Source organism: Curvibacter soli (assembly GCF_029211125.1).
In the GTDB taxonomy this organism is placed as follows: Bacteria; Pseudomonadota; Gammaproteobacteria; order Burkholderiales; family Burkholderiaceae_C; genus Curvibacter_A; species Curvibacter_A soli.
The window spans coordinates 4,745-29,021 of sequence record NZ_JARGEN010000002.1; the positions used below are offsets into that span (position 1 = coordinate 4,745).

21 protein-coding genes and 1 pseudogene are annotated in these 24,277 nt (G+C 67.8%); 8 read left to right on the forward strand and 14 right to left on the reverse strand.

Annotation, left to right across the window (positions count from 1 at the left end; all coding sequences use genetic code 11):
* Positions 1 to 89 precede the first annotated feature (89 nt).
* The 3 genes from PY257_RS00050 to uvrB all read right to left on the reverse strand — a co-directional run bounded on the left by PY257_RS00050 (position 90) and on the right by uvrB (position 4,256).
* Entirely contained in the window at positions 90 to 1,310 is a 1,221-nt protein-coding gene (locus tag PY257_RS00050) for an IscS subfamily cysteine desulfurase (protein WP_275737513.1), read from the reverse strand.
* Positions 1,311 to 1,412: 102 nt separating this feature from the next.
* A complete protein-coding gene (gene iscR, locus PY257_RS00055) occupies positions 1,413 to 1,949 on the reverse strand; it encodes a Fe-S cluster assembly transcriptional regulator IscR (protein WP_275737515.1) in 537 nt (178 codons plus the stop codon).
* 195 nt (positions 1,950 to 2,144) lie between these two features.
* Positions 2,145 to 4,256 (reverse strand): excinuclease ABC subunit UvrB, encoded by a 2,112-nt coding sequence (gene uvrB, locus PY257_RS00060; RefSeq protein WP_275737517.1) that lies wholly within the window; start codon positions 4,254 to 4,256, stop codon positions 2,145 to 2,147.
* Between the two features lie 400 nt (positions 4,257 to 4,656).
* Between uvrB and PY257_RS00065 the strand changes: the two genes are divergently transcribed.
* A complete protein-coding gene (locus tag PY257_RS00065) occupies positions 4,657 to 4,788 on the forward strand; it encodes a hypothetical protein (RefSeq protein ID WP_275737519.1) in 132 nt (43 codons plus the stop codon).
* Positions 4,789 to 4,812: 24 nt separating this feature from the next.
* Here the strand turns inward: PY257_RS00065 and PY257_RS00070 are convergent, their stop codons facing one another.
* Positions 4,813 to 6,027: a DesA family fatty acid desaturase gene (locus tag PY257_RS00070; protein WP_275737521.1), complete on the reverse strand. Its 1,215-nt coding sequence runs from the start codon at positions 6,025 to 6,027 to the stop codon at positions 4,813 to 4,815.
* Between the two features lie 145 nt (positions 6,028 to 6,172).
* A complete protein-coding gene (locus PY257_RS00075; protein WP_275737523.1) occupies positions 6,173 to 7,450 on the reverse strand; it encodes an RsmB/NOP family class I SAM-dependent RNA methyltransferase in 1,278 nt (425 codons plus the stop codon).
* A 67-nt stretch (positions 7,451 to 7,517) separates the two neighbouring features.
* On the opposite strand from PY257_RS00075, the gene PY257_RS00080 reads away from it, so the two are divergent.
* Positions 7,518 to 8,168: a hypothetical protein gene (locus PY257_RS00080; RefSeq protein WP_275737664.1), complete on the forward strand. Its 651-nt coding sequence runs from the start codon at positions 7,518 to 7,520 to the stop codon at positions 8,166 to 8,168.
* 28 nt (positions 8,169 to 8,196) lie between these two features.
* On the opposite strand, the gene purN is transcribed toward PY257_RS00080, so the two are convergent.
* The 5 genes from purN to PY257_RS00105 form a co-directional block, all read right to left on the reverse strand.
* A complete protein-coding gene (purN, locus tag PY257_RS00085) occupies positions 8,197 to 8,781 on the reverse strand; it encodes a phosphoribosylglycinamide formyltransferase (protein ID WP_275737525.1) in 585 nt (194 codons plus the stop codon).
* A 216-nt stretch (positions 8,782 to 8,997) separates the two neighbouring features.
* Entirely contained in the window at positions 8,998 to 10,281 is a 1,284-nt protein-coding gene (locus tag PY257_RS00090) for a TRAP transporter large permease (RefSeq protein WP_275737527.1), read from the reverse strand.
* Between the two features lie 19 nt (positions 10,282 to 10,300).
* On the reverse strand, positions 10,301 to 10,816 hold the full coding sequence (locus tag PY257_RS00095; RefSeq protein WP_275737529.1) for a TRAP transporter small permease: 516 nt from the start codon (positions 10,814 to 10,816) through the stop codon (positions 10,301 to 10,303).
* Between the two features lie 109 nt (positions 10,817 to 10,925).
* Positions 10,926 to 11,918, reverse strand: a complete 993-nt coding sequence (locus tag PY257_RS00100) for a TRAP transporter substrate-binding protein (RefSeq protein ID WP_419095631.1) — start codon at positions 11,916 to 11,918, stop codon at positions 10,926 to 10,928.
* 510 nt (positions 11,919 to 12,428) lie between these two features.
* Entirely contained in the window at positions 12,429 to 12,986 is a 558-nt protein-coding gene (locus tag PY257_RS00105; protein ID WP_275737531.1) for an HNH endonuclease, read from the reverse strand.
* A 180-nt stretch (positions 12,987 to 13,166) separates the two neighbouring features.
* Between PY257_RS00105 and PY257_RS00110 the strand changes: the two genes are divergently transcribed.
* The 3 genes from PY257_RS00110 to lspA all read left to right on the forward strand — a co-directional run bounded on the left by PY257_RS00110 (position 13,167) and on the right by lspA (position 17,633).
* Positions 13,167 to 14,177, forward strand: coding sequence for a bifunctional riboflavin kinase/FAD synthetase (locus PY257_RS00110; protein WP_275737533.1), 1,011 nt, complete (start codon positions 13,167 to 13,169; stop codon positions 14,175 to 14,177).
* A gap of 115 nt (positions 14,178 to 14,292) precedes the next feature.
* Positions 14,293 to 17,139, forward strand: coding sequence for an isoleucine--tRNA ligase (gene ileS / locus PY257_RS00115; RefSeq protein WP_275737535.1), 2,847 nt, complete (start codon positions 14,293 to 14,295; stop codon positions 17,137 to 17,139).
* Positions 17,139 to 17,633, forward strand: coding sequence for a signal peptidase II (lspA, locus tag PY257_RS00120; RefSeq protein ID WP_275737537.1), 495 nt, complete (start codon positions 17,139 to 17,141; stop codon positions 17,631 to 17,633). Before ileS ends, lspA begins: the two co-directional genes overlap by 1 nt.
* 151 nt (positions 17,634 to 17,784) lie before the next feature.
* On the opposite strand, the gene PY257_RS00125 is transcribed toward lspA, so the two are convergent.
* Entirely contained in the window at positions 17,785 to 18,615 is an 831-nt protein-coding gene (locus tag PY257_RS00125) for an NUDIX hydrolase (RefSeq protein WP_275737539.1), read from the reverse strand.
* A complete protein-coding gene (locus PY257_RS00130; protein ID WP_275737541.1) occupies positions 18,612 to 19,595 on the reverse strand; it encodes a quinone oxidoreductase family protein in 984 nt (327 codons plus the stop codon). The genes PY257_RS00125 and PY257_RS00130 overlap by 4 nt, the downstream gene beginning before the upstream one ends.
* Before the next feature lie 120 nt (positions 19,596 to 19,715).
* On the opposite strand from PY257_RS00130, the gene PY257_RS00135 reads away from it, so the two are divergent.
* Positions 19,716 to 20,621 carry a DMT family transporter gene (locus PY257_RS00135; RefSeq protein WP_275737543.1) on the forward strand — a complete coding sequence of 302 codons (906 nt, stop codon included), beginning with the start codon at positions 19,716 to 19,718 and terminating at the stop codon, positions 20,619 to 20,621.
* Between the two features lie 197 nt (positions 20,622 to 20,818).
* Here the strand turns inward: PY257_RS00135 and PY257_RS00140 are convergent.
* Positions 20,819 to 21,610, reverse strand: a pseudogene (locus PY257_RS00140) (SDR family oxidoreductase).
* A gap of 60 nt (positions 21,611 to 21,670) precedes the next feature.
* Between PY257_RS00140 and PY257_RS00145 the strand changes: the two are divergent.
* Together PY257_RS00145 and PY257_RS00150 are read left to right on the forward strand one after the other, a co-directional pair.
* Entirely contained in the window at positions 21,671 to 22,264 is a 594-nt protein-coding gene (locus tag PY257_RS00145; protein WP_275737545.1) for an SH3 domain-containing protein, read from the forward strand.
* Positions 22,261 to 23,322: a M48 family metallopeptidase gene (locus PY257_RS00150; protein ID WP_275737547.1), complete on the forward strand. Its 1,062-nt coding sequence runs from the start codon at positions 22,261 to 22,263 to the stop codon at positions 23,320 to 23,322. Before PY257_RS00145 ends, PY257_RS00150 begins: the two co-directional genes overlap by 4 nt.
* Before the next feature lie 6 nt (positions 23,323 to 23,328).
* Here PY257_RS00150 and PY257_RS00155 read toward each other — a convergent pair whose 3' ends face one another.
* Positions 23,329 to 24,270 carry a DMT family transporter gene (locus PY257_RS00155; RefSeq protein ID WP_275737550.1) on the reverse strand — a complete coding sequence of 314 codons (942 nt, stop codon included), beginning with the start codon at positions 24,268 to 24,270 and terminating at the stop codon, positions 23,329 to 23,331.
* Positions 24,271 to 24,277: the final 7 nt, after the last annotated feature.

Genomic DNA, 24,277 nt, shown 5'->3' on the forward strand with positions numbered 1-24,277 from the left:
GGGGGTTTTCATAGTGGTCAATGACCTTGTCGGAATAAGCCATGGTGCTTGCCTCTTCAAATCACAAATCAAAACCGGCGCGGCGCGCTTCAGTGCGCGGCCCATTGGATGGTGCTCAGATCGACACCATCCTTGAACATTTCCCATAGTGGGCTCAATTCGCGCAGCTTGCCGACGTTGAGGCGGATGGCACTGATGGCATAGTCGATTTCCTCCTCGGTCGTGAAGCGGCCGATCGTCATGCGTAAGCTACTGTGGGCCAGTTCGTCGCTGCGCCCCAGGGCGCGCAGCACATAGCTGGGCTCCAGGCTAGCGGAGGTGCAGGCGGAGCCCGACGATACCGCCAGTCCTTTGATACCCATGATGAGCGATTCGCCCTCGACGAAGTTGAAGCTCATGTTCAGGTTCTGGGGTACGCGCCGCTCCAGGTCGCCATTGATATAGACCTGCTCGATGTCCTGCAGGCCATCGAGCAGGCGCCGCTGTAGCCGGCGCGCGTGGGCGTTGTCCTGCGCCATCTCTTCGCGTGCGATGCGGAAGGCTTCGCCCATGCCCACGATCTGGTGCGTGGGCAGGGTGCCCGAACGCATGCCGCGCTCGTGGCCGCCGCCGTGCATCTGCGCCTCGATGCGCACGCGCGGCTTGCGGCGCACATACAGCGCGCCAATGCCTTTGGGGCCATAGGTCTTGTGCGAAGCCAGGCTCATCAGGTCGACCGGCAGCGTCTGCAGATCGATATCGACCTTGCCGGTGGCCTGCGCGGCATCCACATGGAAAACGATGCCCTTTTCGCGGCATAGCGCGCCGATGGCGGGAATATCCTGGATGACGCCGATCTCGTTGTTCACGAACATGACGCTGATCAGGATGGTGTCGGGCCGGATGGCAGCCTTGAGCACGTCCATGTCGATCAGGCCGTCTTCCTGCACGTCGAGGTAGGTAGCCTCGAAGCCCTGGCGCTCCAATTCACGCATCGTGTCCAGCACCGCCTTGTGTTCGGTCTTGACCGTGATGAGATGTTTGCCCTTCCCTTGGTAGAAGTGCGCGGCTCCCTTGATCGCAAGGTTGTCCGACTCGGTGGCACCGCTGGTCCAGATGATTTCGCGCGGGTCTGCATTGACGAGCGCTGCGACGTGCCCACGGGCTTTTTCGACCGCTTCTTCCGCTTCCCAGCCCCAGGCATGGCTGCGCGAAGCGGGATTGCCGAAATGCTCCCGCAGCCAGGGAATCATCGCGTCCACGACACGAGGGTCCACCGGGGTGGTGGCTCCATAGTCGAGGTAGATAGGAAAGTGGGGCGTCATATCCATGGGGGGCAGACTCGGATAAATCTTTTGTGGAGAGCGAATTCAAAACCGGCGCGCTGCCGTGCCATCAGCACGGGCCCCTGCCGGCGGCGGGGCCCGCGCAACTCAGGACTTGGCGAACACGTTGCCCAGTGCGAAGACTGAATTCGGCGCATTCACGCGGATCGGCTTGACCACCGGAGTGGACGAAATCGCGCGGCGCACAGCGGGCTTGTCCTCAATCTGGACACCCTTGGCGATCTGCTCGTCGACCAGCTTTTGCAGCGTCACGGAATCGAGGAACTCCACCATGCGCTGGTTCAGCGACGCCCACAACTCATGGGTCATGCAGCGCCCGGCCTCGCCCAGGCAGTTTTCCTTGCCGCCGCATTGTGTCGCGTCGATGGGTTCGTCGACGGACACGATGATGTCGGCCACGGTGATGTCCGCCGCCTTGCGGCCCAGGGTGTAGCCACCACCGGGTCCGCGGGTAGACTCCACCAGTTCATGGCGGCGCAGCTTGCCGAACAATTGCTCCAGATAGGACAGTGAAATCTGTTGGCGCTGGCTGATGGCGGCCAGGGTGACAGGGCCATTGTTCTGGCGCAGTGCCAGATCGATCATGGCAGTGACCGCAAACCGGCCTTTGGTAGTGAGACGCATCGCAAGCTCCTTCTGATTGGCTTGGCATTCCTGAACCACTCCGGAAACACCGGAGCACCGTCTCCGCCCGTTTTCCTTTTGCTGACAAAAGGCCCTTCTTCTGGGGCTTGTTCTTGAGTGTTTGTCTCAAGTATAGCACAAATCCCTATTGATTCTGTCGGGTAACAAGACTTTTCCCTCCCCTGGCCTTGCCGGTCATGCGCGGCGCTTGCCAAGCTCCAGGGGATCGCCGCCCGCGGCGCCGAACGCCTGGGCCTTCAAAGCGGTCAGTTGATCGCGGGCGCGGGTGGCCTGCTCGAACTCCAGGTTGCGTGCATGCTCCAGCATCTGCTTTTCAAGCCGCTTGATCTCGCGGGCGATCTCCTTCTCGTCCATGTCCTCGGCCCTGGCCTGTTCGAGCCGGCTCTGCTGCAGGCGTTCCGCTTCCTGGCCGGCTTTTTCGCTGTACACGCCGTCGATCAGGTCGCGCACCTGCTTCACGATGCCGCGCGGCGTGATGCCGTGCGCCTGGTTGAACGCCAGTTGCTTGTCGCGCCGCCGCTCCGTCTCGCCCATGGCACGGCGCATGGAATCCGTGATGCGGTCGGCGTACAGGATCGCGCGGCCATGCACGTTGCGCGCCGCGCGCCCTATCGTCTGGATGAGGCTGCGCTCGGCGCGCAGGAAGCCCTCCTTGTCCGCGTCCAGGATGGCGACCAGGCTGACCTCGGGGATGTCCAGCCCTTCGCGCAGTAGGTTGATGCCGACCAGTACGTCGAAAGCCCCCAGGCGCAGGTCGCGCAGGATCTCCACGCGCTCCACCGTGTCGATGTCGCTGTGCAGGTAGCGCACCTTCACGCCGTTGTCGCTCAGGTAGTCCGTGAGCTGCTCGGCCATGCGCTTGGTCAGTGTGGTGATGAGCACGCGCTCGTTCTTCTCCACCCGGATGCGGATTTCCTGCAGCACGTCGTCGACCTGGTGCGTCGCCGGGCGCACCTCTACCTCGGGGTCGACGAGGCCCGTGGGACGCACGACCTGCTCGACCACTTTCCCCGCATGGGTCTTCTCGTAGTCCGCGGGCGTGGCCGACACGAAGACCACTTGGCGCATGCGGCGCTCGAACTCCTCGAACCGCAAGGGCCGGTTGTCCAGCGCCGACGGCAGCCGGAAGCCGTATTCGACCAGTGTGGTCTTGCGCGCCCGGTCACCGTTGTACATCCCCCCCAACTGCCCGATCAGCACGTGGCTTTCGTCTAGGAACATCAGCGCGTCCTTGGGCAGGTAGTCGGTCAGCGTCGGCGGCGGCTCGCCCGGCGCCGCGCCCGAGAGGTGGCGGGTGTAGTTCTCGATGCCCTTGCAGTGGCCCACCTCGGTGAGCATTTCCAGGTCGAAGCGCGTGCGCTGCTCCAGCCGCTGCGCCTCCACGAGTTTGCCTTCGCGCACGAACTGGTCCAGGCGATCCTTCAACTCCACCTTGATGGTGTCCACGGCCGCCAACACCTTGTCGCGCGGCGTGACATAGTGGCTCGATGGGTAGACCGTGAAGCGCGACACCTTCTGCCGGATGCGGCCCGTCAGTGGGTCGAAGAGCTGCAGCGACTCCACCTCGTCGTCGAACAGCTCCACACGCAGCGCCAACTCGGAATGCTCGGCGGGAAAAATGTCGATGGTGTCGCCGCGCACGCGGAAGGTGCCGCGTGTGAAGTCCGCCTCGTTGCGCGTGTACTGCATGCGGATCAGCCGGGCAATAACGTCGCGCTGCCCCACCTTGTCACCCACACGGGTGATGAAGCGCATCTGGGTGTAGTCCTCCGGCGCGCCGATCCCGTAGATGGCGCTGACCGTTGCCACGATCACCACGTCGCGGCGCTCCAGCACGCTCTTGGTGGCCGACAGGCGCATCTGCTCGATGTGCTCGTTGATCGCGGAATCCTTCTCGATGAACAGGTCGCGCTGCGGCACGTAAGCCTCAGGCTGATAGTAGTCGTAGTAGCTGACGAAGTACTCCACGGCGTTGCGCGGGAAGAACGTGCGGAACTCGCTGTAGAGCTGCGCGGCCAGCGTCTTGTTGGGTGCGAACACGATGGCCGGACGACCCAGGCGCGCGATCACGTTGGCCATGGTGAAGGTCTTGCCAGAGCCCGTCACGCCGAGCAGGGTCTGGAACACCTCGCCGTCGTTCACGCCCTCCACGAGTTGGTCGATGGCAGCCGGCTGGTCGCCCGCCGGTGGATACGGCTGGAACAGCTCGAACGGCGAGTCCGCAAACGTGACGAAGCGGCCTTCGGTCGAAGGGTCGGACAGTACGGCAGGCGTTGAATCAGACATTGAGCGAGATTGAAACCTGTATTGCGCAGCGTGAAGACTTTGCGTTTGAAACCACGCTGCCGGGCGCAGTTACCTGAAGCTGGTGCGTAGTTTGCGAGCCGATGGCTGGCGGGTAGAGCTGATTTATCCTGGAAACGGCAGTTGGATGCGCCTGCCGGTGCCATGATCGGGGTGCCGCGGGCTACTCCCGCAAGGAGGAGCAACGCCGCATGGCGCCCCGAGCGCGGTGCTGGCAGGTGCATGGCGCTCTCACCCACGAGGTGAACCCCATCGAAGCCGGCAACGCCTGATTTCCTGCGGCCTGGCAAGGGATGCAAAGCGGTCAACTGCTGTTTCCAGGTTGAAAGAGGCTGCGTAATGACCATTACATCCCACCCCGCCATCTCCCCAGGCGAAAATCATGCTCAAGGCCTTGCAGGCCGCTGTTGCGAACAGCCTGGAGAAAAAGCAGAAGCTCGGGCAGTATGCCGTCATCTGGCAAAACGGACGCCCGGCGCAAACGGGCGGCGACGCGCCAAAGACGGCTTCGTGAGCACAGATCAGCGCAGCGGGTGCATCAGATGTGCACGGAGCGCAGGCGCACCGAGAACTCGCGCAGTGCGGCAATGCCGCTTTCTTCCGCGCGGTGGCACCATGCCTGCAGGTCATGCGTCAACTGCTCGCGCGAACGGTGGGTGTTGAGCCACATCTGGCGCAGTTCCTCGCGCATGGTGAGCATCTTGTCGAGCGCCGGGTAGTCGGCGCGGGCCTGGGCGAGATGCGGCTGGGCGGTGGCCGGCACCTTGACGGTGTCGCGGTGCAGCCAGCGCTTGGCGGCCCGCAGCGATGATGCGTCGGCACCCTTGGTGTGCAGGGCCGCGATTTCGTCCTTGCAGGCGCGGCGCACGCCACGCGCGTAGCGGGCCATGACCTCGTAGCGGTTGGCGATCAGCGCCTCCAGCGTCTTCTCGTCGGCCACGGGCTTGATGTCGCCATGCTGCAGCCGGGGCGGCGTCTTCTTGACCTTGGCCCAGCCGATCTTCTGCATCAGGCTGATGTAGACCCAGCCGATGTCGAATTCATAGGGCTTGACCGAGAACTTGGCCGAGGTCGGATAGGTGTGGTGATTGTTGTGCAACTCCTCACCGCCGATGATGATGCCCCAGGGGAACAGGTTGGTGCTGGCGTCGGTCGCCTCGAAGTTGCGGTAACCCCAGAAGTGGCCCAGACCGTTGACCACGCCGGCAGCCCAGAACGGAATCCAGGCCATCTGCACCGCCCACACGGCGGCGCCGACGGCGCCGAACAGCGCCAGATTCAGGATCAGCATCAGGCCCACGCCCTGCCAACTGTAGCGACTGTAGATGTTGCGCTCCAGCCAGTCGTCGGGCGTGCCGGAGCCGTACTTGGCGAGCGTGTCCTCGTTCTTGGCCTCGGCGCGGTACAACTCTGCGCCGCGCCACATGACGGCGTCGATGCCCTTGACCTGCGGGCTGTGCGGATCGTCGGTGGTTTCGCACTTGGCGTGGTGCTTGCGGTGGATGGCGACCCATTCCTTGGTGACCATGCCAGTGCCCAGCCAGAGCCAGAAGCGGAAGAAATGCGAGGGTATGGGCCCCAGTTCCATCGCCCGGTGCGTCTGCGTGCGGTGCAGGAAGATCGTCACGCCGGCAATGGTGACATGGGTGGTGACCAGCGTGTAGAGCACGATCTCCCACCAGGATAGATTCAACAAACCGTGGGCCAGCCAGTCAATGGCGGCGTTCAGAACGGCCCAGTCGGGTAGCAACATATGCGCAAAGCCTTTTGCAAAGAAAGAAACGGGCACCGCCAACCGGCAGCGCTTTGTATTTTAGAGGGCAGAAGCCGGCAAAAGTTTTGCTTTTCGCAAGGTTTTCATGGATTTGCCGTGAAACCATGCCTCATTGGGAGCCTGATCAGTCCTTCTTCGTCCATGCTGCGGCGAAGAAACCGTCCGTGCCGTGCCGGTGCGGCCACAGACGCAGGTATTCGCCGCCCGTGTGCGGTCCGGCGCAGAGGGCGGCGGCGTCCGGCACTTTCAGTTGGGTCAGTACCTCCACGACTTCAAGAGGGACGAAGTCGGCGCCATGCGCCTGCGTGAAGGCGGCGGCGATATCCTCGTTCTCCTGCGGCAGGATGCTGCAGGTGGCGTACACCAGCCGTCCGCCGGGCTTGAGCAGGCGCGCCGCGCTCTCCAGGATGGCCGTCTGCTTGGCCGCCAGCTCGGCCACGGCCTCGGGCGACTGCCGCCACTTGAGGTCGGGGTTGCGCCGCAGCGTGCCCAGGCCCGAGCAGGGCGCGTCCACCAGCACCCGGTCGATCTTGCCGGCCAGCCGCTTGACGCGCTCGTCGCGCTCGTGCGCGATGGCTGCCGGGTGCACGTTCGAGAGGCCGCTGCGCGCCAGCCGGGGCTTGAGCGCGTCGAGCCGGTGCGCCGACGTGTCGAAGGCATAGAGCCGCCCGGTGCTGCGCATGGTGGCGCCGATGGCCAGGGTCTTGCCGCCCGCGCCGGCGCAGAAGTCGACCACCATCTCGCCGCGCCTGGCATCGAGCAGCAGGGCGAGTAGCTGCGAGCCCTCGTCCTGCACCTCGAGTGCGCCGCGGGTGAACGCGTCGAGCTTGGCGAGCGCAGGCTTGCCGACGACACGCAGGCCCCAGGGGGAATAGCTGGTTGCTACTGTTTTAATAGCTTTCTTCGCAATATCCGCCTGCACCTCCGCCCTTTTTTCCTTGTAGATATTGACCCGCAGATCGAGCGGCGCGGGCTCAGCCAGACTGTCCACCAGCGGCCAGAATTCACCGCCCAACTGGGCCTTCACCGGCGCCACCAGCCATTCGGGCAGGTTGTGGCGGTGGCGCTCCAGCAGGTCTTGCGTCCGCACCGCATCGCAGGCGTCGAGCCACTGGCGCTCCCGGGGGTTCAGCGCGCTTTTCAGGAAGTCGCGCGGGCCATGGAAGCCCAGGATGGCCAGCCGCCGCTCGCGCGCCCCGCTGCCCGAGGGCGCGAGGTGCTCGAACAGCAGCTTCCTGCGCAGCACGGTGTAGGCGGTCTCGGCCAGCGTGGCGCGCTCGCGCGGGCCCAGGTTGCGGTGCTCGCGGAAATAGTGCGAGACGACGGCGTCGGCGGGATGGTCGAACCGGAGCACGCGCGCCACCAGTTCGGCGCAGGAGTCCAGCAAGGCGTTGGGATGCATGGGGCGTATTGTCCCATCCGGCTCCCGCCTGGCGGGAACACGTCAGCGCGGCAGTTCCACCGTGGCGATGCGGCCGTGCGGCTCCTCGTTGCACAGCCACAGCCGGCCCCTTGTGGCGCATGGCGATGTCCTGGGCGATGGCAAGCCCCAGCTCGCTGCCTGCCACGGCCAGGCGGCGCATGGGCCGCGCGAGTTGCAGCTCGCGGGCGCGGACGCCGAAGAGACGCTGTCCGCACTCGATACCGATGGGAGGGGCAAGCTGAGCGAGTCGGAATTTGCGGCCAGCCGCCCCTCGCCCGCCGGCGGCGATGCGCAAGGCGCGGGTGCCCAGATGCCACTCCCGCCCGCCGCGGCAGCCGGCGGCGGCGCATCGGGCAGCGCGAGCAGCAGCCACGACCCGCTCGACACGAACGAGGACGGTGTCGTCTCAGCCGCCGATCCGCTGCAGGCGCTGTTCGACAACATCGACACCAACGGCGACAACACCATCGGCAGCGACGAGGCGCAGGCTTTCGCCCAGAAGCTCACCGACGCTCTGCAAGCCGGCAGTGGCGATGCGACGGCATCCACGGCGCAACAGGGTGAGCAGGGCACCGCGCCCTCCCCGCTCGACATCGGCATCTCGCGCCTGGCCGAGCTGGCGCGCCGCGAATACGACCACATGGCCCAGGGCGCGGCGCAGCAGGCGCAGGGCCTGGCGATCAGCGCCCTGGCTTGAAGCACAGCAGCCCCTGCCGCGCGGCGCATCAGGCGGGCTCGCGCAGCAGCGCGCGGATCGCGCGCGGGTACAGCGCGTGCTCCTGCGCCAGCACGCGCGCGGCCAGCGCGTCGGGTGTGTCGCCGGGAAGGACGGGTACCACGGACTGCTCCAGGATGGGGCCGTGGTCCAGTTCCGCCGTTACCCGGTGCACCGTAGCGCCGGCAACGCGGCAGCCCGCCTCGATGGCGCGCCGGTGCGTGTGCAGGCCCGGAAAAGCCGGCAGCAGCGATGGATGGATGTTGACCATGCGCCCCGCATAGCGCGCCACGAAGCCCGGCGTGAGGATGCGCATGAACCCCGCCAGCGCCACCAGCGCGGGCGTGTGGCGGTCCAGCGCCGCAGCCAGCGCATCGTCGAACGCCTCCCGGCTCGCGAACCCCCTGTGATCCACCACCTCGGTGGCCACGCCCAGCGCCCGCGCCCGCGCCAAGCCGCCCGCGTCGGGCCGGTTGCTCACCACCGCGGCAATGCGCGCGCCGTGGCGCTCCTCCCACCGCTCCTGCTGCGCGGCGCGCACGATGGCCTCCATGTTCGAGCCGCCGCCCGAAATCACGATCACGATGTTCTTCATTGCGGTGGGATTGTCGCCGCCCGGACGGGGTCTGCAGAACGGGCGGCCCAAAAAGCCGGCACGCCATGCTGGCGCGCCTGGGCGAAGTGCTGGCGCACACGCAGAACACGGCGGGCGTGTTCGCCTGCCGCCCCATGCGAAAAGCGCTGCAAGCCGAATCGGCATGCAGCGCTTTTACTACCTGCGGTGGCAGCTATTATTTGTATAGCATTTCCATCAGAATCCCAGCACGTGCGGGAGCCAGGTGGAGATCGCCGGCACGAAGGTCAGCAGCACCAGCACCACCAGATGCGCCTGCAGGAACGGCGGCAACTCGCGCGTGAGCGCGGCCAGCGGCACCTTGGTGGCGACAGACGTGACGAACAGCAGTCCGCCCACGGGCGGCGTGATCATGCCCAGCGTAAGGTTGACGATGACCACCATCGCGAAGTGGATCGGGTCGATGCCCAGCGCGGCGGCGATGGGCGCCAGGATGGGCACGAGGATCATCACGCCCGGCAGCGGCTCCATGAAGATGCCGAACAGCAGCAGCAGGATGTTGACCGCGATCAGGAAGGTGGAGGACGACAGGTTCCAGCCCACGATGGCTTCGGCCAACTGCTGCGGCACCCCTTCGATGGTCAGCACCCAGGCGAACGCGGCGGAGGCCGCGACCACCAGCAGCACCGAGGCCGTCAGCAGGGCGGAGCGCGCAGCGATGTGCGGCAGCGCCTTCCATTCCAGCGTGCGGTACACCCACTTGCCGCAGACCAGCGCGTAGAACACCGCCACCACCGATGCCTCGGTGGGCGTGAAGATGCCGAAGCGGATGCCCACCAGGATCAGCACCACCAGCATCAGCGCCGGGATCGCCTTGACGCTGTTGACCAGCATTGCGCGCGGCGTGGGACGCGGCTCGCGCGAGCGGTAGTCGCGCCGCACGCAGACGCGCCAGTTGACCACCGCCATCGCCAGCGCGATCAGGATGCCCGGGATGAGGCCCGCGATGAACAGCCCGCCCACCGAAACCTGTTCGTCCTGCAGCGCGTAGATGATCATGATGATCGAGGGCGGGATGATCGGCCCCACGATGGCCGTGCTGGCCGTCAGCGCCGCAGCGTAGGCGCGCGAATAGCCGGCCTTGTCCATCATCTTCACCATCATCGAGCCCGGCCCCGCGGCGTCGGCCAGCGCCGAGCCCGAGATGCCCGAGAACAGCGTGAGCGAAAGGATGTTGGCGTACCCCAGCCCGCCGCGCAGGTGGCCCACGAACTGCGCCGCGAAGCGCAGCAGCACCACGGTGAGCGCACCGCCGGACATGAGCTCCGCGGCCAGGATGAAGAACGGCACGGCCATCAACGGAAAGCTGTCGATGCCCGTGAACATCTCCTTGAACACGACAAGCTGCGGATAGCGCCCCCCGGCGAAGACCGCCAGCGCGGCAGACATGGCGAGCGCGAACGCGACCGGGAAGCCAAGCGCCATCAGCACGATGGCGGCGATGAAAAGCGTGATGCTCATGCCGTGTGTCTCCTGCCGGTCAGAGCGAGGCGGCGGACTCGGCGTCCATCTCGTCGGACTCGACATACCGGCCATCGCGGATGTAGCCACGCGCGATGAACAGCAGGTGCGCGAACAGCAGCACAAAGCCCGCGGGCATGGCCGCGTAGACGTAGGCGAACGGGATGTCGGTGGCCGGCGTGGTCTGGAAACGCGTGGCCCAGACGTACTGGATCGAGAACCAGGTCATGGCCAGGCAGAACACGCCGATGCCCGCCACGATGAGCCCGCGCAGCCAGCGTGCGCGCGCCGCGCCCACGGCCTGGTGCAGGTTGTCGATGGCCACGTGGCCGCCGAAGCGCAGCACCAGCCCCGCGCCGAGGAAAGTGCCCCAGATCATCAGGTGGCGCGCCACCTCTTCGGCCCAGACGATGGAATCGCCTGTGGTGTAGCGCAACACCACGTTGGTGAAGACGATGCAGGCCATGGCCAGCAGCAAGACGATGAGCAACCAGCGGTTGGCCGCCACCAGGGCGCGTTCGATGCGGTTCAGCATGGTGTTGTCGTTGGCGCGGCGCGCGCCGTTTATTCCTGAAGAGCGAAAGGCGGAAAAAGGCCCGGCGCGTGGCCGGGCGGGCGGCGGCGCGCGGCGCTTCTCGTATCGATCACCTGGTGCCGGTGATCTGGTCCAGCGTCTTCTGGCCGAACTTTCCCGCGTACTGCTTGTAGGCCGGCTCCAGCGCGGCCTGGAAGGCGGCCTTGTCCACCGATTCGACCACCTGCATGCCGGCAGCCTTGACCTCGGCCAGGCCCTTTTGCTCCACGTCGTCGACGAACCTGCGCGAGGCCAGCGCGCCAGCCTTGGCGCCTTCGGTGAAGGCGGCCTTCTGCGCGTCGTTCAGGCCGCCCCAGAACGCGGACGAGACCATCAGCGCCATCGGCGCGTAGACGTGGCCCGTGAGCGTGAGGTACTTCTGCACCTGCGGCAGCTTGGCCGAGACGATCACCGACATCGGGTTCTCCTGCCCGTCGATGGTGCCCTGCTGCAGCGCGCCGATCACCTCGGGCCACGACATCGGCGTGGGCGAGGCGCCAAGGGTGCGGAAAGCAGTGATGTGCACCGGGTTCTCGGTCACGCGGATCTTCAGGCCCTTGAGGTCGGCGGGCGCCTTCACCGGGTGCTTGTTGTTGGTCAGGTGGCGGAAGCCCTGCTCGCCCCAGGCCAGCGCGACCAGGCCACGCTTCTGGAACTTGCCCAGCAGGTCCTGGCCGAACGGGCCGTCGAGCACGGCGCGCGCATGGGCCGTATCGCGGAACAGAAACGGGATATCGACCACGCCCACGTCGGGCACGAAATTGCTGAGAGCGCCCGTGGAGACGATCACCGCCTCCACCGTGCCGAGTTGCAGGCCCTCGATCAGTTCGCGCTCGCCGCCCAGCGCGCTGGAGGGGAACTGCTTGAACTTGAACGCGCCATGCGTGGCTTTCTCCACCAACTCGGCCCAGGCGTTGGCGGCGGCGCCGTAGTGCGAGTTGATGGCCAGAGCGTAGCCGATCTTCACCTCCCTGGCCTGCTGGGCCAGCGCGGGCGCGGCCAGAAAGGCCGCAGCCATGCCAGCGGCCAGGACGAAGCGACGGGAATGCAAGCGAATGCGCATGGTGGTTTTGTCTCCGGGAAAGGCCCGCCGCGCGGACGGCGGGCGCAGGCGGTGCGGGAACCTGTCATCGACAGGGCGAGCCCGTGATTCTATTTTTATCCGCGCGGACGCGGCATACGTAGAGACCGCAATGGCGGGCGCGCCCTGCGGCAATGGGCGGCAAAGTTGGGAAACCCGTGGTTCTGGTTCATGTCAGTTGCTCCACCGCGCTGCGCGCCACCCGCATCGCATGAAACTGGCGCACCCGAGGCCAGGGATACCGCGCAACCGGCTTTGCCGGGCCGCCGGCATCGCCCCCGGCGAGGGGGTTGGCGGCCACACGCAGTGGGCAAGCCTGGGGGAGCGCTTCACTTCAGCGCCGCCGCGGACCGGGCCGGTGCATGCGCGGGGCGCCGTAGCGCCGAACGCCAGGGCCTGCGCGGTGAGCGCGGATACGGTCTTATGGATGATGTCCATGCGCCCTGGCGGGTATCGCAGGTCTTTGCTACGAACCCGGGGCGCGCTGCGCGGTCAGTCGAGCAGCCGCGACGACCTGGGCACGTGCGCCATCAGGAACTCCATCTGGTCGGCCAGGATGCGCCGGTTGCGCAGGATGAAGTCTTCCCACAGGCTGGGCACGTAGGGCGTGTAAAGCAACGGCATGCCCGCCTGTTCAGGCGTGCGGCTGCTCTTGCGGTGGTTGCAGGCGCGGCAGGCGGTGACCACGTTCATCCAGGTGTCGATGCCGTTCTGGGCAAAGGGGATGATGTGCTCGCGCGTCAACTCGGTCTCGTGGAAATGCTCGCCGCAGTAGGCGCAGACGTTGCGGTCGCGGGCGAACAGCTTGCCGTTGGTCAGGCCCGGCTTGAGTTCGTAGGGGTTGATGCGCGGCACGCCGCGCGTGCCGATGATGCTGTTGACCGCGATCACCGACTGCTCGCCGGTCATGGCGTTGTGGCCGCCGCGGAACACCGCGATCTCGCCACCGGACTCCCAGCGCACCTCGTCCGCAGCATAGTGGATGACCGCCTGCTCCAGCGAAATCCAGGACTGGGGCAACCCCTGGGCCGACAACTTCAAGACCTTCAAAACACGCCTCCATCAACAATGCGGTGAACGACCACTGACTCGGAGAATGCGGATCCATCTTGCCGCCCGGCAAATTCCATGCCAGGCCCGCTAGGTCACAATATACCCTCTTTTCATGACAAATTGGTCATGCGCGCTTGTGCAACGGGCGCTGCGTGCTATCAAAACGATACCGTCCCCATGAAGGTATTCCGCGGCCTCCTCCACCCCGGCATCGCGCCCGCCTGCGCTTTGACCATCGGCAACTTCGACGGCGTGCACCGCGGCCACCAGGCCATGCTGGCGCTGCTGCGCGGCGAGGCCGTGCAGCGCGGCGTGCCGAACTGCGTGCTGACCTTCGAACCACACCCGCGCGACTACTTCGCCGGCCTGCTGCGCCGCCCCGACATCGCCCCCGCGCGCATCGGCACGCTGCGCGACAAGCTGGCCGCGCTGGCGCGTTGCGGCGTGGACCAAGCCGTGGTGCTGCGATTCGACACGCGCATGGCGGCGTTGCCGCCGCGGCAGTTCATCGACACCGTGCTGGTGCGCGGCCTGGGCGCGCGCTACGTGCTGGTGGGGGACGACTTCCGCTTCGGCGCGCAGCGCGCGGGCGACTACGCCACCCTCGACGCCGCAGGCACGGACCAGGGCTTCGACGTGGCGCGCATGCAGAGCTATGAAGTGCACGGCCTGCGCGTCTCCAGCTCCGCCGTGCGCGATGCGCTGGGCCAGGGCCGCATGGACGACGCCGCGCGCCTGCTGGGCCGCCCTTACGCCATCAGCGGCCACGTGGTGCACGGCCGCAAGCTCGGGCGCGGGCTGGGATTCCGCACCCTGAACCTGCGCTTCCAGCACTGGAAACCCGCGGCCAGCGGCATCTTCGCGGTGCTGGTGCATGGCCTCGCCACAGCGCCGCTGGCGGGCGTGGCCAACCTGGGCGTGCGCCCTTCGCTGGACCCGGACGACGTGAACGGCGGGCGCGTGCTGCTCGAAACCTACTGCCTGGACTGGCCCGCCGGACTCGGCCCCGAAGGGGGCTACGGTAAAATCGTGCGCGTGGAACTGCTGCACAAACTGCACGACGAACGCAAATACGATGGCCTGGATGCCCTGCAGGCGGGCATCGCGCGCGACTGCGAGGACGCGCGGGCGTTCTTCACCGCCATGCACGCGCAAACCCACCGCCAGACCACGCGCGACCGAATTTAGCGCCGGCCTTCCTGCCGCCGCGCGCCGGGCCGATCCGGGGCCGGCCCTCCCCTCCTCTTGCGCCTTGCCCGCCTGCGGGCCGGAAGCGCCCAACCCCTCTCCGGATCGACCCACCATGTCAGACGACGCGAAAACCGACTACCGCAGCAAGCTCAACCTGCCCGATACCCCCTTCCCGATGCGCGGCGACCTGCCCAAGCGCGAGCCCGACTGGGTGAAGCAATGGGAAGAACAGGGCATCTACCAGCGCCTGCGCGATGCGCGGCGCGGCAAGCCGAAGTTCATCCTGCACGACGGCCCGCCGTACGCCAACGGCAAGCTGCACATCGGCCACGCGGTCAACAAGATCCTGAAGGACATGATCACCAAGGCGCGCCAACTCGCGGGCTTCGACGCGCTCTACGTGCCGGGCTGGGACTGCCACGGCCTGCCGATCGAGAACGCGATCGAGAAGCTGCATGGCCGCAACCTGCCGCGCGAGGAGATGCAGGCCAGAAGCCGCGCCTTCGCCACCGAGCAGATCGCGCAGCAGATGGCCGACTTCAAGCGCCTGGGCGTGCTGGGCGACTGGGAGCACCCGTACAAGACCATGAACTTCGCCAACGAAGCCGGCGAACTGCGCGCGCTGAAGAAGGTGATGGAGCGCGGCTACGTGTACCGGGGCCTGAAGCCCGTGTACTGGTGCTTCGACTGCGGCAGCTCGCTGGCCGAGTTCGAGATCGAGTACGCCGACAAGAAATCGACCACGCTCGACGTGGCCTTCCTCTGCGCCGAGCCCGCCAAGCTCGCCGCCGCTTTCGGCCTGGAGAAGCTCGCCAAGGACGCCTTTGCCGTCATCTGGACCACCACGGCCTGGACCATCCCGGCGAACCAGGCGCTCAACGTCAATCCCGATCTGGACTACGCCCTGGTCGATACCGACCGCGGCCTGCTGGTCGTGGCCGACACGCTGGTCGAGCAGTGCCTGGAGCGCTATGGCCTGCAAGGCCAGATCGTCGCCACCACCCAGGGGCGGGCGCTGGACCACATCGAGTTCCAGCACCCGCTGTACGCCGCAGACGCGGGCTACCGCCGCATGAGCCCCGTCTACGTGGCCGACTACGCCACCGCCACCGACGGCACCGGCATCGTGCACTCGTCGCCCGCCTACGGCCTAGACGACTTCAACTCCTGCGTCGCCAACGGCCTGGCCTACGACGACATCCTCAACCCCGTGCAGGGCAACGGCACCTACGCGGCGGACTTCCCGCTGTTCGGCGGCCAGCACATCTGGAAGGCAGTGCCTGCCGTCATCGACGCGTTGCGCCTGGCCGCCCGCCTGATGGCGACGAAGGACATCACCCACAGCTACCCGCACTGCTGGCGCCACAAAACCCCGGTGATCTACCGCGCCGCCGCGCAGTGGTTCGTCCGCATGGACGAGGGCGAAGGCGTGTTCACGAAAGACAAGCCCCCCGCCACGCTGCGCCAGACCGCGCTGGCGGCCATCGACCACACCAGCTTCTACCCCGAGAACGGCCGCACGCGCCTGCGCGACATGATCGCGGGCCGGCCCGACTGGTGCATCAGCCGCCAGCGCAGTTGGGGCGTGCCGCTGCCGTTCTTTTTGCACAAGGACACGGGCGAGCTGCACCCGCGCACCATGGAAATCCTGGACCAGGCCGCCGCCATCGTCGCCGAAGGCGGCATCGAGGCCTGGAGCCGCGTGACCGCGGAAGAAATCCTCGGCGCCGCCGACGCGCCGCACTACGCCAAGAGCACCGACATTCTGGAGGTGTGGTTCGACTCCGGCTCCACCTTCTTCCACGTGCTGCGCGGCACCCACCCCGAGGTGCACCACGACAGCGGCCCCGAGGCCGACCTGTATCTGGAAGGCCACGACCAGCACCGCGGCTGGTTCCACAGCTCCTTGCTGCTGGCCAGCGCCATCGAAGGCCGCGCGCCGTACAAGGGGCTGCTCACGCACGGCTTCACGGTGGACGGCCAGGGCAAGAAGATGAGCAAGTCGCTCGGCAACACCGTGGCACCGCAGGAGGTCAGCAACAAGCTGGGGGCGGAGATCATCCGCCTGTGGGTGGCCGCCACGGACTATTCGGGCGACCTGGCCATCGACGACAAGATCCTCGCCCGCGTGGTGGACGGCTACCGACGCATCCGCAACACGCTGCGCTTCCTGCTGGCCAACACCAGCGACTTCGACCCCGCCAAGGACGCCGTTCCGCTGCAACAGATGCTGGAAATCGACCGCTACGCCCTGGCGCGCGCGCAGGCGTTCCAGGCCGACGTGCTCAAGCACTACGACGTGTACGAATTCCACCCCGTGGTCGCCAAGCTGCAGGTGTATTGCAGCGAGGACCTGGGCGCCTTCTACCTCGACGTGCTGAAGGACCGCCTGTACGTCACCCCGGCCAAGAGCCTGGCGCGGCGCAGCGCGCAGACGGCGCTCTGGCACATCACCCAGGCCATGCTGCGCTGGATGGCGCCGTTCCTGAGCTTCACCGCTGAAGAAGCCTGGCAGGTGTTCGCACCCGCACGCTCACCCAGCATCTTCGTCGAGACCTTCTGGGACGTTCCCGCGCCCGGCGACGCCGAGGCGCTGCTGGCCAAGTGGGCGCGCATCCGCGAGATCCGCGATGTGGTGAACAAGGACATCGAGGCCGTGCGCACGCAGGGCCTGGTGGGCTCGTCGCTGCAGGCCGCCGTGGCCATCACTGCCGCGCCGGAAGACCACGCGCTGCTCGCGAGCCTGGGCGCGGACCTGAAGTACGTCACCATTACCTCGCAGGCCCAGGTGGCGGCTGGCGACGCGCTGGCCGTGCAAACCACGGTGGCGCCGGGCCGCAAGTGTGAATTCACCTGGCACTACGGCGAGGACGTGGGGCAGGACCCCGCACACCCCACGCTCAGCGCGCGCGCCATCAGGAACCTGTTCGGCCCCGGCGAAACCCGGACCTTCGCCTGATGGCCCGCGGTGCCCCCTCCTCCGCCGGCATGTGGCCCTGGCTCGGCTGGGCCGTGATCGTGCTGGCGCTGGACCAGTTCACCAAGACGCTGATCCTGGGCTTCTACCGCCTGGGCGACGCGACCCACGTGACCAGCTTCTTCAACGTCGTGCGCGCGCACAACAGCGGCGCGGCGTTCTCGTTGCTGGCCTGGGGCGCGGGCTGGCAGCGCTGGCTGTTCATCGGCATCGGCATGGCCGCCGTGCTGTTCATCCTGTGGCAGTTGCGCCGGCACAGCGGACAGAGGCTGTTCGCCTTCGCGCTCTCCAGCATCATGGGCGGCGCCATCGGCAACGTGGTGGACCGCATGATGCACGGCTACGTGGTCGACTTCCTGGACTTCCACCTGGGCGGGCGGCACTTCCCTGCCTTCAACCTGGCCGACAGCGCCATCACGCTGGGCGCGGCCTGCCTGATCCTCGACGAGCTGCTGCGCGTGCGGCGCGGGCGCTGATGGCAAGCCTCATTGTTTCAGTCTGGCCGCTGCCGCAGGCGCCCGGCACAGGAGGCGGGGCCGACCGCAAGCAGGAGAAGCCGTGCAGGCGCTTCGCGGGTGCGGACAGTGCAGAAATGGCCTCCAGCGCAAGCATGGCAAGCGCCAGCAGCTATCTATTCGATAGCATGAAGAGGGGTTCTGCCCGCGCCAGCACCAGCGCCGCCTCCAGCGTGAAGCGGCCCTGCAGGAGCCACTGCTCCAGCTCCGCGGGCTCCAGCAGCGCGAACCGCGCCACCTCGCCGTCCTGGTTGCAGGGCGCCACGCCGTCGGGCACGGTGGCGTGGAACCAGGCGATGTCCTCCACCATGTAGCCGGCGCCCGCGCCGTCGGGGCTGGGGCGGCGCACCGGCAGCGTGCCGCCGCGGGCGACGCCCCGCAACTGCTCCAGCCGCAGGCCGGCCTCTTCCCAGGTTTCGCGCGCCAGCGCGTCATGCAGCGTGTCGGCGGCACTGACCAGGCCGCCCATGAGCGTGTCCCACAGGCCCGGATCGGTGGCCTTGTCCAGCGCGCGCTGCTGCACCCAGTGGCGGCCGTCGGGCGCGCGCGCCGCCAGGTGCACGGCGGCGGTGGCGATGCCCAGGGGTCGCACCGCCGCGCGCTCCACCGTCGCCACGCGGCGGCCTTGCGCGTCGGCCACGGCGAGCTGCTCATTGCGCCAGGCGCCGGCCAGGCCCTGCTCGCGCAGCGCGTGCGCCAGCGCGTCGAGCGCCTGCGTGGGTTCGCCCAACAAGTGCCAGCCGAATGGTGGATGCTCATCTTTCGATAGCTGCAACCTCCCGTATTTCCTGCGCTGGGGGGCAATTTGGTTTAAAAATCCGTCTTCCACCGAGCCCACCGCCACGCCGCCTGCATGGAGCGGCACGCGCGGGCGGCGCGGCGCTTGCTGCGCCTGTGCGGCAAGCGCGGCATGCCAGTCGGCGTCGAGCAGGCCCGCCGTCACAGCGTGAGGATGGTGCAGCCCGTGGTCTTGCGCGCCTCCAGGTCGCGGTGCGCCTGCTGCACCTGGACCAGGGGGTAGCGCTGGTCGATGTGGATCTTCACCTTGCCACTGGTGACCACGTCGAACAGGTCGTCGGCCATGGCCTGCGTGCGCTCGCGCGAGCTGATGTGGCTGAACAGCGTCTGCCGCGTGACGTAGAGCGAGCCCTTCGCGCCCAGGATGCTGGGCGAGAACTCCGGCGCCGGGCCGGAGGCGTTGCCGAAGCTCACCATCAGCCCGAACGGGCGCAGGCAGTCGAGCGACTTGTCCCAGGTGTCCTTGCCCACCGAGTCGTACACCACCTTCACGCCCTCGCCGCCGGTGATCTCCTTCACGCGGGCGGCGAAGTCCTCGGTGGCGTAGTTGATGGCGAACTCCGCGCCGTTGGCAAGCGCCAGCCGGCACTTGGCCTCGCTGCCCGCCGTGCCGATCAGGCGCAGGCCCAGCACGCGCGCCCACTGGCAGGCAATCAGCCCGACGCCGCCGGCGGCGGCGTGGAACAGCACGAAGTCGCCGGGCTCCAGCCCTTCCACGGGCCGGGTGCGCTTGAGCAGGTATTGCGCCGTCAGGCCCTTGAGCATCATGGCCGCGCCGGTCTCGAAGCTGATCGCGTCGGGCAGCCTGCAGACGTTCTGCGCCGGCATCACGCGCGCCTCGCTGTAGCTGCCGGGCGGCTGCCCGGCGTAGGCTGCGCGGTCGCCGGGCGCGAGGTGCGTCACGCCCGCGCCCACGGCCTCGACGATGCCCGCGCCCTCCATGCCGAGCGTGAGCGGCATCGGCAGCTTGTACAGGCCCGAACGCTGGTAGGTGTCGATGAAGTTCAGGCCCACGGCCTTGTGGCGGATGCGAATCTCGCCCGGGCCGGGCTCGCCGACCTGCACATCGACGAGTTGGAGTTCCTCGGGCCCGCCGTTGCGGTCGATGCGTACTGCGATGGTCATGCTGGAAGTCTCCTGGAACGATGTAACGACAAAGGCAGGCCCGCATCGTGCCATGAACTGCACCGCGCCGCAGGAGCGCGCGCCATGCCCCGGAACCCCGGCTTGGTAGAGTGCCGGCCCATGACGCAAACACACCGACTCTCGCCGGGCACCATCGTGCTGCTGACCGTGCCGCCGCTGATGTGGGCCTGCAACGCCGTGCTGGGCCGCATGGCCGCGCCGCTGGTGCCGCCGATGACGCTGAACCTGCTGCGCTGGGCCGTGGCGCTGGTGCTGCTGCTGCCGCTGGGCGGCTGGGTGCTGCGGCCCGCGGGCGGCCTGTGGCGGCACTGGCGCCGCTTCTCGGCGCTGGGTCTGCTCGGCGTGGGCTGCTACAACGCCTTGCAGTATCTGGCGCTCAAGACCTCCTCGCCGATCAACGTGACGCTGGTGGCGTCGAGCATGCCGCTGTGGATGCTGGCCGTGGGTGCACTGTTCTTCGGCCAGCGCATCACGCGCCGGCAGGTCGTCGGCGCGGCGCTGTCGATCGCCGGGGTGCTGGTGGTGCTCTCGCATGGCGAATGGGCCCACCTGCGCGCGCTGCGGCTGGTGCCGGGCGACGTATACGTGCTGCTGGCCGCGCTGGCCTGGGCGTTCTACAGCTGGCTGCTGATCCAGCGCCACGAGCCCGAGGCCGTGCGCGCCGACTGGGCCGCCTTCCTGCTCGCCCAGGTGGTGCCGGGCGTGGCCTGGTCGGGCCTGTTCGCGGCCGGCGAATGGGCGCTGGGTGCGCCGCCCATCCAGTGGAGCGCCACGCTGGTGGCGATGGTGCTGTTCATCGCCGCCGGGCCGGCGGTGCTGGCCTTCCGCTGCTGGGGCGCGGGCGTGCAGCGCTCCGACCCGTCGGTCGCCGCCTTCTTCGTCAACCTCACGCCGCTGTTCGCGGCGCTGCTGTCGGTGCTGTTCCTCGGCGAGACGCCGGCCTGGCACCACGCGCTGGCCTTCGTGCTGATCGTGGGCAGCATCGTGGCGTCGGCGCTGCACTGACGGCGCGGCCACCACGTTCATGCGCGCGCCCCGATGCGTCAGGCATGTTCTGCCACCACCCGTTTCCAGGTTCATTTGCGGCAGCAATCGATGGCGGGATGGGGCATGTGGCTCATGAGAAACAAAACGCCGGGCCGCCCCAAGTTTGCCTGCTCCCCCTCGGGGGGCGGGCTGGGCGCAGCCCAGCCCTGGGGCGCTCAGAACGTGCCCGGAAACGCTCCGCCGTCGAGCAGGATGTTCTGCCCGTTGAGGTAGCTGGCCTGCAGGCTGCACAGGAAGGCGCAGACGGCGCCAAATTCCTCGGACGTTCCGAAGCGGCCTGCGGGCACGAGTCTGGCGCGGCTTACGGCCACGGCCTGAGGGTCCTTCCCGGTCTTTTGGGCCACCACGTCGAAGTTGGAGCGCAGGCGGTCGGTGTCGAACGAGCCCGGCAGCAGGTTGTTGATGGTCACGCCCTTGGCCGCGATGCCGCTGCGCGCGAGGCCCGCGACGAAGCCCGTGAGCCCGCTGCGCGCGCCGTTGGAGAGGCCCAGGATGTCGATGGGGGCCTTCACCGCGCTGGAGGTGATGTTGACAATGCGCCCGTAACCGCGCGCGGCCATGCCGTCCACCGTGGCCTTGATGAGTTCGATGGGCGTGAGCATGTTGGCGTCCACGGCCTTGATCCAGTCCTCGCGGCCTCAGTCGCGGAAGTCGCCCGGCGGCGGGCCGCCCGCGTTGGTGACCACAATGTCAAAAGCCGCCCGGTGCGCGAAGATGGCCGCTCGCCCCGCCGCCGTAGTGATGTCCGCCGTGACATATTCCACGCTGGTGCCCCCCGGCAATGCCTGCGCTCTTAAATTGCTAGCGGCCTGCGCAAGCGTCTCCTGGCCTCGCGCCACCATGAGCACATTGACACCCTCTTGTGCGAGCGCCTGCGCGCAGCCGTAGCCCAGGCCCTTGCTCGCGCCGCCCACGAGCGCCCATTTGCCTGCGATGCCCAAATCCATAACAATCCCCCTGCTGTTTGCGCCGATGTGGCGCGGCAATCATAGATGGGGAGCATCTGCATGAAACAGTGGCATGGAAAAACGCTGGCGCTGTGCTTGGCCGGCTGGGCATGGGCCATGGTTGCGCAGGCGCAGAACAGTGACGCCGTCGTCGCCAAGCGCGCGGTGGAGCTGCGCGAGACCCCCGGCGACACCGCGCGCAGCCTGGGCGCGCTGCCGGCGCAGACGCCGCTCACGCGCGCGGGCGAACGCCAGGGCGCCTGGGTGCAGGTGCGCACCGCGCAAGGCGCCACGGGCTGGGTCCACATGTTCGACCTGGGAGCGCAGGGCGGCTCCGCCGCGGCGGCATCCGGCGCAGATGCCGGCGGCAATGCGCTGCGCGGGCTCGCCAGCCTGTTCGGCGGCGGCTCGCGCAGCACCACCACCACGGCCACCTCCACGGTAGGCATACGCGGCCTGGGCGCCGAGGACATCGCCAACGCCCAGCCCAACCTGGACGCAGTGGACCAGGCCGAGAAGCTGCGCCTGTCCGCCAGGCAGGCCCAGCAGTTCGCCGCGCAGGCCCCGCTGGCGAGCCACAAGGTCGATTCCCTGCCCGAGCCGCGGCCCGCCGCCCCGGCGGGCGGGCAGCACGACAACGAGTACAGGCAATGAGGAGCACCGCCCTGCAAGAGCAGCAGAAGCACGACTTACGCAAAACAGGTTCAGGCGAGACGTTTTGCCTTTGGGCGCAGCGCCTGTGCATCCTTGTTTGCATAGGCCCCGAGATCACGCAAAAGACCCGGCGCCTGCGCACGCTGGCCGCCACCGCGGCGCTGGCATGCGCGGGCCTGGCCGCCATGCCCGCCAGCGCGCAACTGGGCGGGCTGCTCAATTCATTGCGCGGCGGGGGCGACGGCTCGGCGCCGGCGAACATACTGAGCAGCGTGCTGGGCGGCGGTGGCAACAGCGGCGGCGCGCAGCCCGACGAACTGATACAGATGCTCAGCCAGTCGGTGACCCAGATCGACGAGGCGCGCGAGATCCAGATCGGTCGCCAGCTCGCCGCCGTGCTGCTGGGCAGCAAGCCGCTGCATCCCGACATGGCGCTGCAGCGCTACGTGAACCAACTGGGCCGCTGGATCAGCCTGCAGTCGCTGCGGCCCACCCTGCCCTGGACCTTCGTGGTGCTCGACGACCCGGGCTTCAACGCCTTCGCCGCGCCCGGCGGCTACGTGTTCGTGACCAAGGGCCTGGTGGACAGCACGAAGGACGAGTCCGAGCTGGCCGGCATCCTGGCGCACGAGATCACCCACGTCACCGCCAAGCACCACCTGCAAGCCATGCGCAAGTCGGCGCAGACGGGGCTGCTGACGCAACTGGCGGCGTCGCAGCTCAAGAACAACCTGGGCGGCGCGGTGTCGGCGCAATTGCTGACGCTGGGCCGCAACCTGTATTCGCGCGGGCTGGACCAAAGCGACGAGTTCGAGGCCGACCGCAACGGCGTGGCGCTGGCCACGCGCGCGGGCTTCGACCCGTATGGCCTGGTGGCGGTGCTGCAGCAGCTACGCACGGCCACGCCGGACAACCCGATGTTCACGCTCACCCTCAGCACCCACCCGCCCGCGCAGGCGCGGCTGGACCAGCTCGAACAGGCCATGGGCCAGCGGCTGGACCCGTACACGGGCAAGCCCGCGGTGACAGTGGCGCAGCGGCTCGCCGCCCGCAAGTGAACCGCGTCAGCGCGGGCTGCGCGTGAAGACGAAAATGCCCGCGATGACCAGCGCCGTGCCCACCGCGATCCATGGCGTGAACGGCTCGCCAAGGATCACGATGCCCATGAAGATGGTGGACAGCGGCCCGACCATGCCGGCCTGCGCCGCCATGCCGGCGCCGATGCGCTCGATGGCCATCATCACCATCAGCACCGGCGCCACGGTGCAGGCCACCGCGTTGAGCAGCGACAGCCACACCACCTGCGGCGCCACGGCGGCGGCGCAGAGCGGGCGCAGCGCGGCGAACTGCGCGATGCAGCACAGGCAGGCTACCGTGCTGGTCAGCCCCACGAGGCGCAGCGCACCCAGCCGGCGCACCATCTCGCCGCTGTAGACCAGGTAGACGGCATAGCTCACCGCGCTCAGGAACACCAGCAGCGTTCCCCACGCGGCATCCGCGCCCTGCGCGTGCAGCTCCAGCCCGAACACCAGCACCACGCCGCAGTAGCTCACGGCCATGCCGAGCACCTGCCGCGCCGTGATGCGGCGGCGGTAGAGCAGCCAGCCCAGCCCCATGACCAGCGTGGGGTTGAGGTAGAGGATGAGCCGCTCCAGGCTGGCGCTGATGTAGGCCAGCCCCACGAAGTCGAGGAAGCTCGCCAGGTAGTAGCCGGCAACGCCCAGCCCCAGCACGCCCAGCCAGTCGCGCAGGGTCAGCGCCGGCTTGCCGCTGCTGGCCCACCAGGCCATGGCCACGAACACCGGCAGCGCGAACAGCATGCGGTACATGATGAGCGTGACCGCGTCCACGCCATGGCGGTAGGCCAGCTTGACGATGATGGCCTTGCCCGAGAAGGCGATCGACCCCGCCAGGGCGAGGAACAGGCCGTCTGCTACTGATTTAGTAGCTGTCGCCGCAGGTGCTGCCTGCGCTGGATGCACTTTTGGCTGTAAATCGACTGCCATGCCGGGG

Excerpts from the sequence above, each read along its gene's own strand:
- iscR (WP_275737515.1), bottom strand. The coding sequence starts at position 1,949 with ATGCGTCTCACTACCAAAGGCCGGTTTGCGGTCACTGCCATGATCGAT.
- PY257_RS00135 (WP_275737543.1), top strand. The coding sequence starts at position 19,716 with ATGACGCAAACACACCGACTCTCGCCGGGCACCATCGTGCTGCTGACC.
- PY257_RS00075 (WP_275737523.1), bottom strand. The coding sequence starts at position 7,450 with ATGCATCCCAACGCCTTGCTGGACTCCTGCGCCGAACTGGTGGCGCGC.
- PY257_RS00110 (WP_275737533.1), top strand. The coding sequence starts at position 13,167 with ATGAAGGTATTCCGCGGCCTCCTCCACCCCGGCATCGCGCCCGCCTGC.
- PY257_RS00090 (WP_275737527.1), bottom strand. The coding sequence starts at position 10,281 with ATGAGCATCACGCTTTTCATCGCCGCCATCGTGCTGATGGCGCTTGGC.
- PY257_RS00100 (WP_419095631.1), bottom strand. The coding sequence starts at position 11,918 with ATGCGCATTCGCTTGCATTCCCGTCGCTTCGTCCTGGCCGCTGGCATG.
- PY257_RS00145 (WP_275737545.1), top strand. The coding sequence starts at position 21,671 with ATGAAACAGTGGCATGGAAAAACGCTGGCGCTGTGCTTGGCCGGCTGG.
- lspA (WP_275737537.1), top strand. The coding sequence starts at position 17,139 with ATGGCCCGCGGTGCCCCCTCCTCCGCCGGCATGTGGCCCTGGCTCGGC.
- PY257_RS00070 (WP_275737521.1), bottom strand. The coding sequence starts at position 6,027 with ATGTTGCTACCCGACTGGGCCGTTCTGAACGCCGCCATTGACTGGCTG.
- PY257_RS00130 (WP_275737541.1), bottom strand. The coding sequence starts at position 19,595 with ATGACCATCGCAGTACGCATCGACCGCAACGGCGGGCCCGAGGAACTC.
- PY257_RS00050 (WP_275737513.1), bottom strand. The coding sequence starts at position 1,310 with ATGGATATGACGCCCCACTTTCCTATCTACCTCGACTATGGAGCCACC.
- ileS (WP_275737535.1), top strand. The coding sequence starts at position 14,293 with ATGTCAGACGACGCGAAAACCGACTACCGCAGCAAGCTCAACCTGCCC.
- uvrB (WP_275737517.1), bottom strand. The coding sequence starts at position 4,256 with ATGTCTGATTCAACGCCTGCCGTACTGTCCGACCCTTCGACCGAAGGC.
- PY257_RS00065 (WP_275737519.1), top strand. The coding sequence starts at position 4,657 with ATGCTCAAGGCCTTGCAGGCCGCTGTTGCGAACAGCCTGGAGAAAAAG.
- PY257_RS00155 (WP_275737550.1), bottom strand. The coding sequence starts at position 24,270 with ATGGCAGTCGATTTACAGCCAAAAGTGCATCCAGCGCAGGCAGCACCT.
- PY257_RS00095 (WP_275737529.1), bottom strand. The coding sequence starts at position 10,816 with ATGCTGAACCGCATCGAACGCGCCCTGGTGGCGGCCAACCGCTGGTTG.
- PY257_RS00080 (WP_275737664.1), top strand. The coding sequence starts at position 7,518 with ATGCGGCCGTGCGGCTCCTCGTTGCACAGCCACAGCCGGCCCCTTGTG.
- purN (WP_275737525.1), bottom strand. The coding sequence starts at position 8,781 with ATGAAGAACATCGTGATCGTGATTTCGGGCGGCGGCTCGAACATGGAG.
- PY257_RS00150 (WP_275737547.1), top strand. The coding sequence starts at position 22,261 with ATGAGGAGCACCGCCCTGCAAGAGCAGCAGAAGCACGACTTACGCAAA.